This is a genomic window from Streptomyces sp. NPDC005181 (assembly GCF_040608395.1).
GTDB lineage: Bacteria > Actinomycetota > Actinomycetes > Streptomycetales > Streptomycetaceae > Streptomyces.
The window spans coordinates 24,883-43,625 of the sequence record NZ_JBEXID010000059.1; the positions used below are offsets into that span (position 1 = coordinate 24,883).

14 protein-coding genes and 1 pseudogene are annotated in these 18,743 nt (G+C 68.1%); 6 read left to right on the plus strand and 9 right to left on the minus strand.

All coding sequences use genetic code 11. The features are described 5' to 3' along the window. Window positions 1–38 precede the first annotated feature (38 nt). Window positions 39–296 (plus strand): annotated as a pseudogene (gene glyA / locus ABZV38_RS28675) (serine hydroxymethyltransferase); the annotation flags it as partial. A gap of 121 nt (window positions 297–417) precedes the next feature. Here glyA and ABZV38_RS28680 read toward each other — a convergent pair. Then, window positions 418–2,571, minus strand: coding sequence for a DEAD/DEAH box helicase (locus ABZV38_RS28680; protein ID WP_356331334.1), 2,154 nt, complete (start codon window positions 2,569–2,571; stop codon window positions 418–420). Beyond that, complete coding sequence (gene brxD / locus ABZV38_RS28685) at window positions 2,568–3,905, minus strand: BREX system ATP-binding protein BrxD (protein ID WP_356331335.1); 1,338 nt, start codon at window positions 3,903–3,905, stop codon at window positions 2,568–2,570. The genes ABZV38_RS28680 and brxD overlap by 4 nt, the downstream gene beginning before the upstream one ends. Before the next feature lie 152 nt (window positions 3,906–4,057). Here brxD and ABZV38_RS28690 point away from each other — a divergent pair, with 152 nt between their 5' ends. Together ABZV38_RS28690 and ABZV38_RS28695 are read left to right on the plus strand one after the other, a co-directional pair. Then, the gene (locus ABZV38_RS28690; RefSeq protein ID WP_356331336.1) at window positions 4,058–5,866 is read left to right on the plus strand and encodes a DUF262 domain-containing protein; all 1,809 of its coding nucleotides are present in this window, start codon (window positions 4,058–4,060) and stop codon (window positions 5,864–5,866) included. 8 nt (window positions 5,867–5,874) lie between these two features. After that, window positions 5,875–6,921: a CBS domain-containing protein gene (locus ABZV38_RS28695; RefSeq protein WP_356331337.1), complete on the plus strand. Its 1,047-nt coding sequence runs from the start codon at window positions 5,875–5,877 to the stop codon at window positions 6,919–6,921. 47 nt (window positions 6,922–6,968) lie between these two features. Here ABZV38_RS28695 and pglZ read toward each other — a convergent pair whose 3' ends face one another. The 6 genes from pglZ to ABZV38_RS28725 all read right to left on the minus strand — a co-directional run bounded on the left by pglZ (window position 6,969) and on the right by ABZV38_RS28725 (window position 15,954). After that, window positions 6,969–9,962 carry a BREX-2 system phosphatase PglZ gene (gene pglZ, locus ABZV38_RS28700; protein WP_356331338.1) on the minus strand — a complete coding sequence of 998 codons (2,994 nt, stop codon included), beginning with the start codon at window positions 9,960–9,962 and terminating at the stop codon, window positions 6,969–6,971. 10 nt (window positions 9,963–9,972) lie between these two features. Next, window positions 9,973–13,902, minus strand: coding sequence for a phage resistance protein (locus ABZV38_RS28705; protein WP_356331339.1), 3,930 nt, complete (start codon window positions 13,900–13,902; stop codon window positions 9,973–9,975). A gap of 94 nt (window positions 13,903–13,996) precedes the next feature. Beyond that, on the minus strand, window positions 13,997–14,482 hold the full coding sequence (locus tag ABZV38_RS28710) for a type II toxin-antitoxin system VapC family toxin (RefSeq protein WP_356331340.1): 486 nt from the start codon (window positions 14,480–14,482) through the stop codon (window positions 13,997–13,999). Continuing rightward, a complete protein-coding gene (locus tag ABZV38_RS28715) occupies window positions 14,472–14,741 on the minus strand; it encodes a type II toxin-antitoxin system prevent-host-death family antitoxin (protein WP_356331341.1) in 270 nt (89 codons plus the stop codon). Before ABZV38_RS28715 ends, ABZV38_RS28710 begins: the two co-directional genes overlap by 11 nt. Window positions 14,742–14,850: 109 nt before the next feature. Beyond that, window positions 14,851–15,075 carry a DUF397 domain-containing protein gene (locus tag ABZV38_RS28720; protein ID WP_356331342.1) on the minus strand — a complete coding sequence of 75 codons (225 nt, stop codon included), beginning with the start codon at window positions 15,073–15,075 and terminating at the stop codon, window positions 14,851–14,853. A 3-nt stretch (window positions 15,076–15,078) separates the two neighbouring features. After that, complete coding sequence (locus ABZV38_RS28725) at window positions 15,079–15,954, minus strand: helix-turn-helix transcriptional regulator (protein ID WP_356331343.1); 876 nt, start codon at window positions 15,952–15,954, stop codon at window positions 15,079–15,081. 313 nt (window positions 15,955–16,267) lie between these two features. Here ABZV38_RS28725 and ABZV38_RS28730 point away from each other — a divergent pair, with 313 nt between their 5' ends. From ABZV38_RS28730 to ABZV38_RS28740, 3 genes are read left to right on the plus strand one after another with little or no spacing between them, the layout of a single operon-like run. Continuing rightward, window positions 16,268–16,936, plus strand: coding sequence for an ATP-binding protein (locus ABZV38_RS28730; protein ID WP_356331348.1), 669 nt, complete (start codon window positions 16,268–16,270; stop codon window positions 16,934–16,936). Beyond that, entirely contained in the window at window positions 16,933–17,187 is a 255-nt protein-coding gene (locus tag ABZV38_RS28735) for a prevent-host-death protein (RefSeq protein ID WP_356331345.1), read from the plus strand. The genes ABZV38_RS28730 and ABZV38_RS28735 overlap by 4 nt, the downstream gene beginning before the upstream one ends. Continuing rightward, a complete protein-coding gene (locus ABZV38_RS28740; protein ID WP_356331346.1) occupies window positions 17,187–17,561 on the plus strand; it encodes a type II toxin-antitoxin system VapC family toxin in 375 nt (124 codons plus the stop codon). The genes ABZV38_RS28735 and ABZV38_RS28740 overlap by 1 nt, the downstream gene beginning before the upstream one ends. Window positions 17,562–17,592: 31 nt before the next feature. Here ABZV38_RS28740 and pglX read toward each other — a convergent pair. Beyond that, a partial coding sequence (pglX, locus tag ABZV38_RS28745; RefSeq protein WP_356331347.1) for a BREX-2 system adenine-specific DNA-methyltransferase PglX occupies window positions 17,593–18,743 on the minus strand: 1,151 nt, incomplete at its 5' end.

Below are 18,743 nucleotides of genomic sequence, written 5' to 3' on the forward strand. Positions count from 1 at the left end.
GCTCGGTCACCGGCGACCGCGTCATGGGGAGGAGGACGCGGGCCGGGATCGTCGTCAATTACAACGCGGTGCCGTACGGCCCCCGAAAGCCCTTCGACCCGTCCGGCATCCGCATCGGCACCCCAGCCCTGACCTAACGCGGGATCCCCGCATCCGAGATGGGCAGGGTCGCGGAGTGGATCGACCGCGTCGTTGAGGCGGCCCGCACCGGCGACGAGCCCGCCGTCACCAAGGTGTGCGGAGAGGTGAAGATCCTCATGGACGCGTATCCGGCGCCGGGGCTGCCGGTGGGCTGATCGGGCGGGCGGGGAGTCGGCCGCACGGTAGCGTGGGGTGACGCGCGCGCCCATGCGGCGCGGTCAGCCGTACCACTGTTGGACAGCGGCAGCCGTGTCCCTCTGTAATTCTTCGCCTGCCTCAGCGCTCCGGGCCCTGCGCGGTAAATCTGACGGATTCGCGGAGCGCCGTGGCCGCACCGTCGAGGTCGGCAAGCCTGGCCGCGAGGGTTGCCTCAGCCAGGCGCTGGGGGAGCGTTGCGCTGAACTTCAGCCCGTGCAGCGCACGTGGGTCCACCGCAGGGAGACACAGCCGCTCGGCGCCTTCCGCGGTTGCCTGCTTCCATTCCTGAGGAGTGATGTTCTCCCGAAGCCGGATGTACGCGTCGGTGGGGCGTTGCAAAGGATCGGCGACTGCGCCGAGAGTGGCGGCCAGTGTGGCGTTGGCCCGGTAGCCGGCCCATGTCCACCAGCGCACATTCGTGTCACGTCCGCCGCGCATGATGACCGTGGCGTCGGAGTGAACCAACTCTGCGTTCCGGTCCCTGACCTGGTCGAGAGCGCTACTGGCGCGCCGGGTGAGGGAGACAGGGGGCGTCGCGCCGAGCAATACCTCCCGTGCCGCCCGGGTCAGGGCGTGCGACGCGGTGCGGGAAAGACCGACTCCGCCCCAACGTGCCTTGCCACCGCCGTCGACAGGCTCGACAAAGCAGCGCCGCCGTGACCAGTCGATGTAGGTCACCTGCCAGCTGCGGCCGGCGAGCAGCAGCCGACGGGGCCCGGCGACCTCCTCGGTGAGCAGAGCGGGATCCGTCGTGCCGATCTCGGTTCGGCCGGACAGTACGGTGAACTCGGGGGCCACCGTGAAGACAGCGGTGAGATCCATGAAGTGCCGGAAGCCGAAACGGCGTTCTGCCTCGGGGCCGATGAACATCAGCCCACCGTCCCGGTCCAGATAGCCCTCATCGGTCAAATGGCGCACGATCGGTTCAGCGGAAGGACCGAACGGGCCGAGCCCGCCCCACCAGTTCTGCCACAGCCGGTCCCCGACCCGATGTTCCTGGAGACACAGCGCGAGAACCTGCTGGGCGACGATGTGCCGGGGTTCCGGCGGCGCGACGACCGGCTCGACCCAGCCGCGCGACCAGAGCAGGAGAAGGGCAGCAGCCGCCAGCAGCGAGGCCTCGTCGACCGCCAGGAAAAGACAATTGCGTGTCGACCCCGGCCGTCGTCCTGTGCGTCCGAGGCGCTGGAGGAAGGAAGCCACGGTCCCGGGGGCGTCGACCTGGATGACCCGGTCGAGGTCGCCGACGTCGATGCCGAGTTCCAGGGTGCTGGTGGAGACGATGACGCAGTCGCGGGCTTCAGCGAAGGCTTCCTCCGCGCGCCGTCGCTCGTCCACGGACAGTGAGGCGTGGGACAGGAAGGTGGTCACGCCTTTGGCGCGCAGCGTCTCGCCGAGCTCCTCGACTTGCTTGCGCGACTCGCAGAACACCAGCCGTTTCTCGCCCCGATGCAGAGCCGCGATCACCGTCGCCGCGTTGGCGAGTGAGCCCACATAGTCAAGTTGTACGTCCTCGGGCGGAGGCGATACCGAAGCCGACGACACCTGCGCACGTAGATGCGGAGCCACTACCCGCGCGTTGTTCTTGCCCGCACCACCCCTGGACCCCTGCAACCAGGTCAGCAGCTGCTCCGGATTTCCCACGGTCGCCGAGAGCCCGACCCGTTGGACCGGCCGTCCTGCAACGCGCTCCAGCCGCTCCAGTACCGCGAGAAGGTGCCAGCCCCGGTCGTCCCCCGCGAAGGCGTGCACCTCGTCGACAACGATCGTCCGCAGCCCGGAGAAGAAGGAGCGGTGGCCGACGTTCACACTGACCAGCATGGCTTCCAGGGACTCGGGGGTGGTCAGGAGCACATCCGGGCGTTCGCGCAGGATGCGTTTGCGGCGGGTCTGCGGTACGTCCCCGTGCCAGAGCGCCGCGGTGCGCCCCAACCAGGAGGTGTACGTCTCCAGTCGTGGCAACAGGTTGTTCAGCAGCGCCTTGAGGGGACAGACGTAGAGCACGGAGGTGCCGGTCCAGTTCTCCCGCGCCATGCGCGAGAGCAGGGGGAAGCAGGCGGCCTCGGTCTTTCCGCCGGCGGTCGGTGCGAGCAGGAGAGCGTCCGAGCCGTCGGCGACAGGCGCGATCGACTCCTCCTGGAGCGGCCGCAGGCCTGGCCAGCCCAGGGTGTTCACCACGTGGTGAACGATCCCCGGGTGCAGGAGATCCAGTGGATCGGGGGCTTCGGTCACGGGAGTTCCAGTTCGACCCCGTCGGCGCCGGCGGCTGCCGCTGCGTTGAGTTCGACCTCGCTCATCTCCGCCGCCTTCACGGTCAGGGCGTAGTGCAGACGAGGGTCGAAGTCGTCGAACTGGTCGACACGGTCCAGGACGTCGCCGACGAGCTTCTTCAGGAACAGCCGTGGCGCCACCCCCACCCTTCCCCCCAGTGCCCCGCCGACCGCATTGGCCAGTTCAGCGATGTACGCGTCGTCCACGACGGCCCTGACGCGCTCGAGGTCGCGTGCTCCGTCCGCGTACAGGTCGCGGATGGTGATGCCCAGACCCACCAGCGAGTCCTGGGTGAAGCCGGACAGCCGCACTTGCACGGCACGCGGATTGTCGAAACGCGGGTCGGTGGTGAAATCTGTTGCGAGACGTTGCGCCAATGGTGCAAGCCGCTGTACGCCCTGCTGCCCCTCGTAGAACGCCGGAGTCCCCGTGATCAGCAGATAGAGGCCGGGGAAGCGCCCGGAGTGCACTTCGTCGATGAGCTGGCGCAACGCGTTCAGGGCTTTGTCCCGCGCGTCGGAACGGACCCGCTGCAGTGTCTCCACCTCGTCCAGTACGACGAACAGCCCCTTGTGCCCGGAGTCGCGCAGCACGGTGAGCAGCCCCTGGAGGAATCCGAAGGCACCGAAATGGTCGAGGTCGCCGCGGACTCCTGCGGCCTTGCGCGCAGAGGCGGCCACATGTGGCTGACCGCCCAGCCAGGCCATCACAGCCGCGGCGGTCACTTCGTCGCCCGAGGTGAGTGCGGTCCTGTACCCCCGCAGCGCGGTCGCGAAGGACGGTGCGTGCCGGGAGACTTCGGTGAGCCGGGCCGACATCAGCCGTTCGACCTCGTCCGGGAGGTCTTCCTCGGCGGCACCTGCGGCGAGTGGGTCTTCCTCCAGCGCATAGAACCAGGCGTCCACGACCGGGCGCAGCGCGCTCGGTGGAAATCCGGACGTCGTCAGCCGCTCGGTGAGGCGACGGTAGACGGTTTCCAGCTTGTGCAGCGGCGTCTCGGTCTCGGAGACCTGAATCTCGGCGACGGCGAAGTTACGCCGCTTGGCGCGCTCCCCGAGCCACCGGGTGAAGAAGGTCTTGCCGGACCCGTACTCGCCCCGTACCGCTTTGAATACGGAGGCTCCCGAGGCCACGGCGTCGAGTTCGGCGTCGAGCGCGGCCTCGAATCGGTCCAGGCCGGTCGCGAGCAGGTCGAGGCCGCTCTCGGGAACGGCGCCCCGTCGAAGGGCGTCGATCACATCGCGACGCCGGGCGGCACCGATGGGGCCGGTTCGTTCGGGTCTGTCGGTACTCACCCGGTCAGTCTCCCATCCGGTGCGAGTTCTAGGGGACTTGGCTGGATTACGCCGCTGCAGACCGTGCTGTCGCGGATCGATTGACACCCGGTCGATCGGTTGGTCAAATTTCCAGTTGCACTGTTCTGGTCCGAGGTGGGGGAAGACACGGCGTGGCGCTCGATAATCCGAACCTCAAGGATGTACTCAAGGACGTTGCGTCCGGCGCCCTTCAGCTCCCGGATTTCCAACGGGACTGGAAGTGGGACGACGAGCGGATCAGGGCGCTTATCGCGACGGTGACGCTCAAATACCCGCTCGGCGTGGTGATGTCCCTCCACACCGGTGGCACCTCTCAGTTCAAGGCCCGGACGCTCAAGGGGGCGGAATCTGCTGAGGACAGCACCCCGGACCTCCTGCTTCTGGACGGACAACAGCGGCTGACCTCGCTCTTCCAGGCGTTGCACCAGGACGGCCCGGTCGAGACGCGCGATACCCGCAACAGGGATCTGAAGTGCTGGTATTACGTCGACATCGCCAAGGCGGTCGGATCCCCTGCCGACCGTGACGACGCGATCGTGTCCGTGCCCGAGGACCGCGTCCTCAAGCGGGATTTCGCTCGCAAGGTGGTTCTCGACCTGAGTACGACCGAGCGTGAGTGCGCAGAAGGGTACTTTCCGCTGCATTTCGTCTTCGATGCGCAGCGAGTGGGTGCCTGGCACCAGAAGTTCGTGCGGGCGAACGACGCCAACTGGGGTCTGTGGACGCTGTTTCAGGAACAGGTCCTGCACAACATGCTCTCGTTCGACGTACCGATGATCAAGCTGGCTGCCACTACCACCACGGACGCCGTCTGCGCGGTGTTCGAGCGAGTGAACACCGGTGGTGTGCCGCTGAACGTCTTCGAGTTGCTCACAGCCACCTACGCGGGCAACCAGGAGCACGTCGCGGACAATGGGGACTATTACCGACTTCCGGACGAGTGGCAGCAGATCAAGAAGGTGCTGACGTCCGCATACCCCGTGTTCGGCCGTCCGGAGGACGGTCCTGAAGACGGGCTGAGCAGTAGCGACTTCCTCCAAGCGGTCTCTCTGGTTCGGACGTGGGAGGCCAAACGGGCGGGCTCCGGAACGTCTGTATCCTGCAAGCGCCGGGACCTGCTGAACCTGCCGCTGGCCGACTTCCGGCGGCTGGCGCCTCGTGTGGCGGCAGCCTTCGGCTGGGTCGGTAGTTTCCTTGAGCGACAGTCCATCGTCCGTACGGGGGATCTGCCGTATCGCACTCAACTGGTCCCGCTTGCAGCCGTTCGCGCACTCATCGCCGATGAGACGGACGCTCCGGGGGCAGAAGAGCGGATCAGCCAGTGGTACTGGTGCGGTGTCCTCGGCGAGATGTACGGCGGCTCGCTGGAGACGCGCTTCACGCGAGACGTGGAGCAACTGATCGACTGGATTCGCGGCGAGGCCGATGCTGCCCCCGACACAGTCGGCGAGGCGGCCTTTCTCGACGACCGGCTGGACACGCTGGCCACCCGGAACAGCGCGGCCTACAAGGGGATCTACGCCCTGCTCATCAAGCAGGGAGCCGTGGACTGGTACTTCACCGACACCCCGATTGCTCCGTCACAACTCGTCGAGCATGCAGTGGACGTACGGCTGATCTTCCCCAAGGCGTGGATTGCCAAGAACGCGCCCACCAGGACCTTGCACGCAACGTCCATCGTCAATAAGACGCCGCTGTCGCTCAGGGCCAGCAAGAGCATGTCGGGGCCACCCAGCGCGTATCTGAAAACTCTCTCACTGGAATCCGGCATGCGGCCCGAGTGGTTCGAGGACGTCGTGGCCACCCACCTCGTCGACGTGAGTGCCCTGCACGAGGGCGACTTCATGCGTTTCTACGAGAACCGTGCTAAGCAGCTTCTCGAGCTGGTGATGGCGGCCATGGGTAAGCGGACCGTCTTCCGTGACGCAACGGAACGGTGAGCGCAGCCATGTCGCAGAATCCCACCGAGGAGCAACTCCTCGCGCTCAAAGGCAAGCAGATCCCCGTCCTGGAGCTCCTTGCGCTCTTCGGCACTCGCCTGCGCAACGATCTGACGGTCCCGCGCGTCGAGCAGGCGCTCAAGGACGTCGGCCTGTCCACCCTGCCGTACTTCGGCACGTGCAACCACGGTGCCGATATTCACGTGGTGGCATGGAAGCAAACGGCGGTACAGGAGCCGGCTGACGGGGCGGCTGAGGAGACCGCTGACGACGCCGAGGAGCTGCCTTCCGGCGGACTGCCGGCGCGACCCCTGCGTATCGGCGACATCCCGTCCGCGGTGGGCGGACTGTTCTCCGTGACGCCGGACACGGCGCTGACCCAGGTGACGTACCTGATGCGGACGAAGAAGTACTCCCAGATTCCCGTCATCGAAGGTGGCTCGACGCTTCACGGCGTCGTCACCTGGAGCTCGGTTGCCAAGGTGTACGAGACCACGTCCGACGCCGTCCTCGCGGAGGCGATGGTGGAGGACCCGCCGGTCGTCGAAGCACACCACGACTTCTTCCAGTTGTTGCCCCGGGTCAGCGAGGACGGATATCTGCTGGTCAGGGCCAACAACGGCACGTTCTGCGGAATCGTCACGGCGGCTGACATCACCGACCGCTTCGACGCGACGGCCTGGCCGTTCTTCGTCGTGGGGGAGATCGAGTCCAGGCTGCGCAAATGCCTCGGTGCGAAGATCGGCGAGGATGCCATTCGTGCCGTGCAGCCGAATCAAGCCAAGATGCAGACCGGCCTGATCACCGATCTCATGTTCAACGGCTACGTGAAGCTGCTGGACGGTGAGCAGCAGAACCCCGCGCTGCGCACCCGGGCGGACCAGAACTGGGAGGCGCTCGGCTGGCCAGGGGTGGACCGGGGCCAGTTCGTGCGCCAGCTCGACCGGGTGCGCGACATCCGTAACAGCATCGCCCATTTCGATGCCAAGCCGCTGACCCCGAAATTGTCCGGAGAACTTCGTGAGTTCGTCGGGTTGCTCCGGCAGATCACCTGATTCGCCTGCCGGGCCGGGCCGCCCATGGCGCGCTCGGCCCGGACCTCTTACCCCAGCCCGAACTGATCCCGCAGCAGCTCCTCGTCCAACCTCAGCGTCCGGCCGTCCGGCAGGTTCTCCAGCACCTGGGCGCTGTCGTAGTTCAGCAGCTGCCGCAGTACGGCCCCGAAACCGTCCGCCCCACTGGCCCGCACGCCGGCTCGCTGCGCCAGCGCCGTCACCGGGAGCGTGCCGCCCGCGTCGAGCAGCGCGCGGATGGCCTTCTCGACCTGGAGCAGGTTCGGCTTACGGGCCAGCACCTTCACCTGCGTCTCGAAGAGTTCGGACGCCAACAGCGCAGCGACCAAAGCCTCGTCCGGCGACACCAATTCGACGGAGAGCATCGCACCGTCCGACATGGGTGCCTCGGGCGTCGCAGTCACCACCACATCGAAGAGCGAATCGTGGCTCCGGGTGATTACTGCGTCCGCCTTCGCCCGCTTGGCGGGCTTCTTCGGTGCGGCGGCCACGGACAAGGCCGCGGGCTCCGCCCGCTGCCCGGCCGACCGCGGTGTGAGCGACCACCACGATGGCTGCGGACTGCCCAGCTCACGCCAGCCATGGGGCGGCTCGGCGCCGAAGGGGAGGAAGGCCAGCACCGGGATGGTGAACTCGGCCAGGGCCGCCCCGCCGTGGTAGCCGGCTTTCTGGGCGGTGTAGCGGGTGTCGGCGTCCCATAGGGCGACGATCTCGCCACCCGATTCCGGCGCGACGACCCGTGGACCCGAGAGCGCGATCTCCGCGTCCCGGACGACGCCGCCCACGCTCCGGTGTCGGGCCGACTGCACGCCCTCCGCGTCCGCCTTCACCCCGTGCCGGTCGATGACGTGGCCATGATCGCTGGTGAGGATCACCGCACGGCCCTGCCCGGCAGCGAGCCGCAGCAGCTGCCGCAGTCGCCCTATCTCGCCGAGCCGCCAGGCGCCGTCACCGAGCTTCTGCTCCTTGGCGAGACGGTCGTCGATCGTGTTGAGCACCACCGCGACATGCGTACGGTCCCCGACCAGGGCATCGTGCAGCTCGGGTCCGACCGTGTCCCCGCTGCTCTCGCTTCGAAGGTCGTCCTTGTGGAACACCGCCACGTCCTCGCCGCCCCAGAACCGGTGGGCGGGAAACACCCGCTTCTCGTCGGCCTGCGTGCCCGACACCAGCCGGGCGGCGAACAGTGAGGTCCGCGAGACCGACGTGACTGTGGGCAGTGCCGCGGCCATGCCGCGGCGCCGCGGGGTGTCCTTCGCCTTCGGCAGCGGGTCGTACTCGACCCAGTGCTCGCGCAGTTCCTCACCCAGTTCGGCGGCGATCGCCGCGCTCATCCCGTCCAGGACGAGCAGCAGGACACGCCGCTCCCCGGCCTTCACCACTGGGGCGACCACGGTGGGAAGGAACGTCTCCACGGTCAGCATCGAACCGGACTCCGTGCCGCTCGCCGTCCAGGTGGCGAGGGCCTCGGCGAAGTGCCGGTCGATCGCCCGGCGTCGCGTACGCACAGAGGTGCACAACGCGTCGTAGGCGGACTTCAGAGTGGCGTCGGGGTCGCCCCCCGCCTCGATGTGGTCCAGCGCCAGGTCCACCCAGCCGGTCTCGGCGACATGACGGCCGACGCCTGCTGCCACGGTCTCGCTCTCCACCGCCGGACCGGTGGCGAGCCACTGGGTGAGCCGCTGGGCCATCTTCGCCCGTTCGATACGCGTCCGGGCGTCGGGGTCCACCGCCTGCCGATGCCCGTCGAGCGCGCTCACGGCAAGCGCGATCACTTCCGCGTCCCCGCCCAGCAGCGCCCTGCCGGCATCACCGAACAACGCCTCAAGTCCCTCCGCAAGTACGGGACTTGTCCGGGCGGCCCGTTCCGCGCCGAACTGCCGGACGAGGGACGCCGCCCGGTCGAGCGCGGCGCCCGACAGCCGACGCGCACCTGCCGCGACCTCGTCGCGGCCGGTCCGCCCCGTCAGCAGCAGCCCGGCGACGAACTCCTCACAGGACCGGCCGAACGCCGCTGCGAGTGCGTCCAGTGCCTCACCCCGCGCGGGTGGCTCGTCCCCGAACCAGCGCTCGGCCCGCCCCCGGGCCCGGTAGTCCTCCGCGTCCGCTGTCGGGTCGGCGTGCCCCCACAGAGCGGCGCAGACCAGACCGAAGGCCACGGCGTCGGGCCCGTGTTCCGCACCGACCAGCGCGAGCAGGGCACGCCCCGCGAGCCCGGCCTGGTCCTCCTCGCTCAGGAATCGGGTCAGTCCGTCCCGTTCGGGCGTCCGAAGCGCCAGCAGCCGCTCCGGGCCACCGGGTGTCAGGGACCACCGCAGCAGAGTGTGCACGTCAAATCCGTCACCGCTCGCGGCAGCGGCAGAGGACAGCGGGCCGACGGTGAAGCCCTCCGAACCGCTGTCGGCGTCCGCCCCCGATCCGGTGGCGAAGTCCGGGGAGGACGCGCGGGGTTCGCGGTCGGGGTCGTACCGGCCGATACCCAGCCTGCGCAGGGCGAGCGCGGTGAGTGACTTACGCCGGGTCAGGATCCCGCCCGCGAGCTGCGGCCAGCCGCCGGGCGGGGCGGCGTCGAGCAGTGACTCGGCGGCCCAGTTCTCGTCGTAGAGCCGGCGGTCGGTGTCGACCGCACCGAACGCCTCGCGCACCACGTCCCAGGTATTGACGGCGTTGACCCGCTGCTTGTGCACCTTGGCCAGCAGATCGGGGCCGAGCTCCGCCTCTTCCCGATCGGTCAGCACCACCAGCACCTCCGGGCCCGTGGCTGACCGGTCCTGGTGCGCCAGCACCAATTCGTGCACGGCCAGCGGCGACGGCGCGCCCCTGACAATCGCCTGTCGCTGCTCGCCCCAGGTCACCTCGGTCGGTCCGTCCCACACCGGAGCGGCGCGCAGCAGCACTGCCCGGCGCTTGTCGGCTGTCAGGCCGGACTGCGAGGCCAGGTACTGCGTCACGGTGGCCGTGTTCAGCCGCACCGCGCTCGTGGCAGCCGTCGCCGACGCCGTCACGCTCGTCGCCGTACTCACTTCACGCGCCTCATTCCACGACTCGCCAGCTGATCTCGATCGTTGCGTCGGGCTCCGCGGCCGACAGCCCGGCCAGTTCGGCCTGCAACTCGGCGATTGCCCGCGCGGCTGTCGTCCTGCCACCGCCCGAGCGGCGGGGGGCGCGCGTCGGACCCGGATGCGTGGTCGGCACCGGAGGCTGACTGGTTTCGGTGTTCAGATCCACCGCATTGGGTGTCCTGAGAGGGGTGGCCGTGGACACGGGCGTCGGGGTGGGTGCCACAGGAGGGACGTCCCTCGTGTTGCTCCGGTCGATCACCACCACAATCGCCGTCCGGGCGTCCCGCAGCGCGTCCTCCAGCTTTGCAGTGCGCTGGTCGGCCTGCGCGGCCCCGCGCAGCGCCTCCAGCACCGCCTCACCCCGGGCACCGTACTTGGGGGCGAGCTTGAGCATGTCCCAGGCAGCCCCGACCATCGCGGTGGTGACAGCTTCGGCCTGCTTGACCGAGGCCCCGTACCGCCCGGCCGACACCTCGCCGAGGTCGAACGAGGCGAGGGCCGTGATGACCTGTTTGGCGCCGGCCGAACCGCCTGCCGCCCCCCGGTCCAGACCGACCAGCTCGTCGAGCAGATCGCGCGAGCGCCGGGCGAGAGCGAGCCTGCCGGACTCGTCCGTCCCGTCCAGACCGAGCACGGTGGAATGCCTCTCCAACTCGCGTACGAGATCGGCCGCGTGCGGCTGGTGGACGCGGGCCTGGCTGCTGATCTGCCGTGCGAACTGGCCGACCATCCGCCCCCGGCGCAGCGTCGGAGGCCGCTCGCCGAAGATGTCCCAGAAGCGCCGCCCGGCCTCTTCCCAGACCGACTCGTCCGGCAGCGGCTGCGAGCGCAGCGCGTACTGCGGCTTGACGGCCGACGGCTCGGGCGCCGGGTCCAGCAGCGAACCGCCCTGTACCCACACCCGGTCGTCCATCTCGGCGTAGGCGGCGATGACCAGGTTGGCGAGGAACGGGTCGAGCCCCATCGGCTCGGGCCGGTCCAGCCATTCGGTGAGCTGTACGACGCTCAGGTCACCCGGTCCGCCCTCGTTGCGGGCCTGGAGACCGAAGTGGTCCACCCAGCGGCCCGACAGCCGGAAGTACGCCTCCTTCTGCTGGCCGAGTCCGAGCGGGGCGGCGACGCGACGCATCACCGCGCGGTCCTTGCCCGGGATCTCGGCCTGCCGGTCACCGGCCTCCGCCGCCGCCCTGATGTACCCGAAGACGGTCCGGGCATCGGCGGGCCGGACGGCGGTGCCGGTGTTCTCCGGGTCGAGATTCGGATGGGCCGGGAACTGATGGGCCAGCAGCTTGTCCGCGATGTGGCGGACCCCCGCGTGCAGCGTCATCCCGATGGACACCCGCAGCTCGGCGACGTCCGGCAGTGGTTCGAAGTGGTCGTTGAACGACACGTCGACGTCGGTCGGCTTCTTGTCCGCGCAGCCGTACGCCTGCTTGAAGGCCGCCTTCACCGTCTTGGCGAGGGCTTCCCGCTGCCCTTCGAGGAGCGCCTTGGCGCGGGCCCGGTTGTCGGCGTTCAGATGCCTGGCGTACACGGTGTCGAACCGCCGCTGATCGGCCAGGGTGTAGTCGATGACGACCAGCCGCTGGAAGTCCTTGAACCGGGCGGCCGACAGGTGGGTGGGAATCCAGGCGACGGTACGGGGCCGGGTGCCGGGCATCGCGCGGAGCTCGCGCATCCGGTTGGCGTCCTCGATGGGCCCGTACTCGCCCTCGTCGTAGGGCAGGTCGATGACGACGCGCCACTGGCCGTCCCGGCTGGGGGAGAACTCGTGGTCGGGCAGGATGTCGTGATCGGCGATATTGCCGAAGACGACTTCCACCGTACGGTTCGAGCCGCGCCAGACGAGCTGCAATTCGTCCGCGACCAGCCGCTCCTGGAGCGGCAGCCCCAGTTCCTCGGCGAGCAGTCGCTTGGCGAGGGCACGGCGGTTGGACAGGCTGTTGTTCACGTCGGCATTGGCGATGACGGAGTCGACATCCACCCCGGCCAGTTCGAGCCGCACACCGGGGTTGGCACCGGTGCCGGTCGCCTTGATCTCGGCGAACCGCGAGGCCCACTCGTCGACCTTCGCCTTGATGACGCCGACCTCGGCGCCGGGAATCGGCGAGATCACCGAACCGTGGTTGAGCGCGCCGAGCCGCCGGATCGTCAGGTCCCGCAGGGCGGGCACGCTGGGAGCCAGGGCGGACAGCAGCAGGGTGCACATCAGCCGGTCGTCACCGATGAAGCCCCTGCACCGGTTGGTGAGCTGCGGATCGGTGAGGGAGTCGCGCCGGTGCCGGTAGCGCTCGATGTCCTCCTCGGTGATCTCGTACGTGGCGAGGAGGTGCGGTCGCAGCTTGGCGCGGTACAGCTTGTCCGCCGCCTGGAACTCCACCTTCAGGCTGTCCACGAACGGCTTGTCGCCGCCGTCCGCGATCACCGGGTACAGATCGCCGAGCGGGATCAGATTCTCCAGCGTCGCGTCGTCCCGGTGATCGGCCAGCAGCTGACCCATCAGCTTCAGACCGGTACGGGAACGCTGGAGCGCGGACGAGATGTGGACGAGTGTGTCCATGAACGCGGGCGTGAACGGATACGTCAGCCGGAACGACTCCTCGTCGGCCCCCGTCGTCCCCTCGTCCGACCCCAGGAGTACGTCCCACACCTGCGGCCCGACCCGCTTGACCTTGGCGAAGGCGGCGTCCAGCTTGCCGGCGGCCTCTGCGTCCTTCGGCTTGAGGAGACGGGCATGAGCAATTTGGGGGAGGTTGCGGTCCTCCAGCGTGATCGTGTCGAAGCGGCCGGAGGCGAGCCTGAGACTGTCCTGGATGGCGGCCTCGGCCGCGCCGGAGATCTCCTCGCCGACCAGTTCGCGAAGGTCGCGCTGGCGGGCGATGAACGACACGATCGGGACGGCCCGCCGGGAGTCGGCGCCCTCCACGAAGTTCGTGATCTTGTCCGCCTCGCGGGAGACGAACTTCTGGTCGTGCACGCGGTTGGCGAGCCAGAGGATCAGCTCGTCCATGAAGAGGATCAGCCCGTCATAGCCGAGCGACTTCGCATGCTCGGCGATCACGGCGAGACCGGCGTCCAGCGAGATGAAGCCGTGCTCGTCCTCGGCGGCGTTCCTCGCGAACCCGGGGAACCAGGTGGCGCTCGCATCGTGCACCAGCTTGGCCCGCAGCTCGGCCGGGGTGCTCGGATTCACGAGATCCAGATTGACCTCACCGCCGTCCAGCTCCTCGGCGGCGAGCGCGGTGGACAGGAGCTCGGAGGTCCAGGCGAAGGCCTCGCCCCAGTCGTCACCGTCGTCGTCCGCGTCGACGGACACGTCGTCCGCGGCCGCGCCCGCGAGCCCCTCGATGAACTTCTCGTCGCCCATCCGCTGCCGGTGCGAGCGAATGTCCTCGAAGAGGGAGTCCGTCCGGTACACCTGCGGCGTCGTCGCCTCCGGGTGCAGCGCCTTGACATGGCTGACGTACCCGCCGAGGACCCGCTGCTCCAGGGACTTCGCCCCGAGCATGTGGTACGGCACCAGCAGGAACCGCTTCCGCTCACCGCTCAGCCACTCGTGCTTGCCCAGCACCGGATCGAAGTCGGCCCGGGCCCGCGCCGCCTCGTCCCCACGCAGGAGGGCGTGCAGCACGGCCATGAAGTGCGACTTACCGGAACCGAACGAACCGTGCAGATACGCGGCCTTCGAGGTGTGCCCGTCGAGCGACGCCTTGATCAGGCCCAGCGCCTCGTCGAAGTTCTCCAGCAGCCGCTCGGTGACGACATAGTCCCGCAGTGCGAGAGCCGCGCCCTCCTCGGTGACCGCCTCGGCGAGCTTCAGAACGAAGTCGGAGGTGGAGATCGACGTCTTGATGTCGATGACGTCGCGGAGGAGCGGGGCTTGGGACGCGTTCGGGGCCATGGGGTCTGCTGCTTCCGTTCCATTCCGTCTTTCCCGCGCACATCGTACGAGGGACTGGTCAGAGGGGGCCTGCGTGGGCGGCCCCCCTTTCGCTTCACCGGTCGTGGAGCACCTTGGGGCGCGTGACCGGCACCACCGTGAGGAGGCCGTCCAGCCCCTTGAAGTCGTCCGGGTTGGTGGTGAACAGCGGAAGCTCCTCGGCGACCGCGACCGCCGCGATCATCAGGTCCGCGACCCGCCGTCTGGGCTTGCGGCCCGCGCCGATCACGGCGGCGCAGACCCTGCCGTAGATGCGGGCGGCCTCCACGCCGAAGGGGATGGGGTCGAACTCGTTCTCGGCCCGCTGGAGGACATCGAGCCTTCTGGCGCGCTCGGCGTGCTCGTCGTAGTCGGACTGCTCCTCGTTACGGCGGACCTCGTGGGGTCCTGCGGAGAGCTCGCCGAGAGTGATGGAGCTGATTGCCATCTCGGCGGGGAGTTCGGCGGGGTTCAGCCACTTGCGAAGGATCATGATGTTGGTGTCGAGCAGGCCTTGCGGGTACGCGACGGGCGGAGCCGCAGCGGGTTCTTCAACGGACATACGGGTCGTCCGTTCCTTGCTCGGCCGTACGGTCCTGATCGGCGCGGAAGGCGTCGAGGGAGATGTCGGGAGCGGTACGCGACATGCCGGCGAACTCCTCGCGCGGGACGAACCTCCGGCGCCGCCGCAACGGAATCAGCTCCCCGATCTGGTGTCCGTCCCTGGTCACGGTGAACGACTGCCCGCCCTGGACAGCGTCCATGATCTCTTTGGACCGGTTACGGAGATCACGCTGGGTGATCTCAGGCTGTGCGCTCATGGGGCTACGGTACGCGGGGTGGGGCGCGGTGTGCTACCGGGTGCCACGGTCGGGGTCGGGGTCTTGAGCGTGGTGAGGGCGGCCCGGGACGAACGCCTGGCACTCAGCGTTACAGGTTGTCGAAGTCTCCGGCGGTCATGCCCGACTTGAAGGCTCGCCACTCGCCGGGGGTGAAGCAGAGATGCGGGCCGGACGGGTTTTTCGAGTCGCGGACCGCCACGCCGCCGCCGGGGAGGGGCGCCAGCTCGAAGCACTCGCCGTTGTTGGCCGTGAAGCTGCTCTTCTGCCAGGCGAGTGTGGAGGTGTCGATCGAGTAGAGGTCTGCCTTCTCCATGCGTCAGTCTTCCTTGTTTCTGGTAACTGCGATGATGTCGCGGCTCTCGTCCGGGGAGAGTGCCGCATCCACGAGGCTGCGGAAGAGGCGATGCAGGCGCCGCAAGTCTCGGGGGTCGTCCATTGTCAAACTACCAGCGACCGACTCGCCGAAGGCCACGTCGGGCACGTCCTCGTCCGAGAACTGCAGGATTCTGAACGCACCGATTTGGGCGGCCTCTTCACCCTTCGTGTACGGAACGACTCGGAGCTCGACGCTCTCGTGCGTCGAGATCTCCAGCAGGTAGTCCAACTGCTCCTGATGCGTGCGCTTGCCTCCCACCTGGAAGTCCAAGGCGGCTTGCGTGATGACGTAGCGACACTCCAGTGGTGCTGAAGTCTCCAGCAGACAGTGCCGCTGTCGGAGGCCACGTACCTCAACGAGGGCATCGATCTGATCCGGTCCGAGCGAGGTGAAGCCCACGCCGGTGACGGCCTGTGCGTACGCCTCTGTTTGCAACAGGCCTGGCAGGATGCCGACTTGATACTCGTGCACAGTCGAGGCCGCTGCTTCGAATCCGAGGAATCGTTCGTACTGCGCGCTGATCACGTCGCTGTACGGGGACCACCACGGCGGGCGCCGCTCGCGCGTGGCTGCGTGCAGTTCGGCGAGTTCGTCGCGTTGGGAGGCGGGTACCTCATAGAGGTCCATGAGCTTGGCGAAGTGGGCCTGGGAGCAGACTCGTTTGCCGTTCTCGATGCGGCTGATCAGTGAGAGATCGCAGGCCAGAGACGCGGCGACCTCCGCGAGAGTGAGTTGGTTGGCCTCGTTGCGGAGGCGGCGCAGGGTTCGGCCGAAAGTGACGCGGGACATGAGCAAGGTGCTGCTGTTGCCGGACATGGCTTCCCCCTGGGTCTGCGAACGAGCCGGTCGGACCGTTCAGTTGATGGCAATCATGGACCGAAATTGGCCGATAGCGATCAATTGCTATCTGCGTTGTCAATTGACAGGCAGGTGACTTGACGATGCCTGGCAGAGGGTCCAGTTTAGCTTCTGTGACGTACCGCACTCGGTCGAAAGCTGAGAGTGGGTGCGTCCGCTCGGTTGCACGGGATGCGTGCGACGACTGATAGACGAGTGAGCGCTGGCTCTCATCCTGGGGCGCGGACTGCTCGCGGAATCGGCGGGTGCTGTGATGGGCGAACCGTACGAAATGAACTTCAGGCTCTCTCGCTGCCGCAGCAGCGTGCCCAGGGCTCGGGCGGTGCTACGGGCGAAGCTGGGGGAGTGGCGAGCCGGTCACGGCACTGCAGAGGACAGCGAGTTGGTGCTCTCGGAGCTGGTGACCAACGCGCTGCGGGTACCCGCACCGGGGGATCGGCTGGTGGGCGTACGCATCGTGTGCCGGGGGAGGGGCAAACTGCTGCGGCTGGAGGTGAGCGATGCGGGGGCGGGTCGGCCAGAGGTGCAGCGGCCCAGTGAGATGGATGCTGCCGGGCGTGGGCTGCTGCTCGTGGAGACGTTGGCACACCGCTGGGGTGTGGACGAACGTCAGGCGGGGATCGGCAAGACCGTATGGGCTGAGCTGGTGGCCCCCGGCATCGACCCCGCACCCGCAGAAATGGACGTCGCAGCGGTGACCGTCAGGCCTGGGCAGAGCGTACGAGTGTGGGGTACGTGGCGAACAGTCCACAGCGTGCGGAGCGAGCGGTACGCCTCGGGCGGGCTTTTTGTCGTCATCGGGCTGGACGACGGCCCGGCCCTGCGACTGCACGCCGCAGAACCGGTGACCGTGCGGACCGGGGAGGCAATTGCCGCAGGCGCACCCCGTGACATTGAGAGCCAGGAGCAGCCCACCGCTGGCCCGGAGGTCACATCGTGAGGGGGCTGTGGAAGAGGGTCCGTCAGCGCATCGTGCGCAGCGCCGGTCCGCGCTTCACCGGCACTCTGCAGCAGGTGATCGGCGGCCAACTGGTCGCGATCAGCAAGGCTGGTGAGCCGGTACCGAAGGTGCTGCCGCCACGGCCGAAGGTGCAGCGGCCGGGTCGTGGCTCGCTCCGGGGCCGTATCCGTATCCCCGCCAACTTCGACGACCCGCCTGCCACCATCGCCGAAGCATTTGGGATGCGCTGATGCGACTGCTACTCGACACCCGCGTGGTCATGTGGTGGCTGGACGACTCATCGAAACTGTCCCCAAAGGTCAAGGACCTGCTGGACACCGATCCCGGTGCGTACGTCAGCGCCGTGTCACCGTGGGAGATCACCATCAAGCAGTTTCTCGGCACGTTCGAAGGCCCGGGAGATCTGGCCGAGCAGGTGCGTGACCTCCACTTCGCCGGCCTGCCCATCACCGCCGCGCACGGAGTGCGGGCCGGCCGACTGCCGATGCTGCACACGGACCCCTTCGACCGGATGTTGATTGCCCAGGCACAGGCCGAAGGGATGGTCCTGGTCACCCGGAACAAATGGATCCCGCAGTACGACGTACAGGTCATGCCGGTCTGACCTGTACGCCGTGTCCGTGCTGCGCGGTCCCTCAGCTGCCTGCCGGGCGCCGACCGCGACGGGCGGCCGGGGCAGGACGCCAGGCACGCAGGTCGTCATCGGTCAGACCGTGCTCGCCCTGCTGGGTGGCGCGGTAACCGGCGAAGAAAGCGGCGGGCGTACTGCCGTACAGCGGATCGAACTCGTTGTGCCACTGGCCGAGCCAGGGCTGAAGTTCCAGGACGCCAGCGAGGAGTGGGGCCATTTCCTCGGAGGACAGCCCGTCATCGTTGGTGAAGTACGTGGTGAGCGCCTGCGCCTGCTCCTGGTGATCCCAGCCCGCCCAGCCGAACAGGTCGGGCGTCCCGGAGATCGCGCCCGTCGCATATGAGATGAACCGTTCCTTCGGCACGTCCAGCTTGCCGCGAGCGCGCCAGTAGGACGCCTTGAGGAAGTCGGCTGAGGTGTATTTCGGCGGTACGGGAATCGAGTCCCGGATCTTCCGCTTGGCCGGCTCGTCCGGAGCAGCGTCCTCCTCACGCTGGAGCTCCCACACGTGCTCCCAGTCGGCGCGCTTCTTCAGGCCGGAGGGCTTGTAGCGGAGGGCCGGGAGGAAGGGCACGTGCTCATCGGCGAGGAGTTCGGTGACGATGGTCGCCAACTCCTTGCGAGGCGCGTACAGCTCGGCAACGGACACGAAGTCCTCGTCGAGGGAGAGAGCGGAGGTGAGCTGAGCGCGCGTGAGCAGTGTGGGCTGCTCATCCTGGAACCAGAGGTCGCGATTCTCTATGCGGTCGAGCAGCCAGGACTTGAGGGCACGCTCCTGGAGGACGTCCCAACCATCTGTTGCCCAGCGACGCTTGTACTCGGGACGCTCCACCATGCCGATGGCCCGGGACGACTCAATGACATCGATGCGCTTCTGGACGATGGCCTTGTAGGCGTCGGACCAACGGTCGGGCATCTCTGTAATGGGGGTGGAGCCGTGCCGGCTGAACCACTCGCCCGATGCCTCACCCTTCTCCACCCGTCGTGCGAGCACAATCTCGAAGGCCCGCTCACCGAGGGCAAGTTCGGGGACTTCTGTTTCGGGGGCGCACAGGTCTTCGGACCCGGCTTCCACAGTTCGGCGGGGTTTCGGTGGGTCAGGTCGGGGATCGATGCTGGTCAGCGCGTTGCGGCTAGCGGCACGGGCTGAAAATG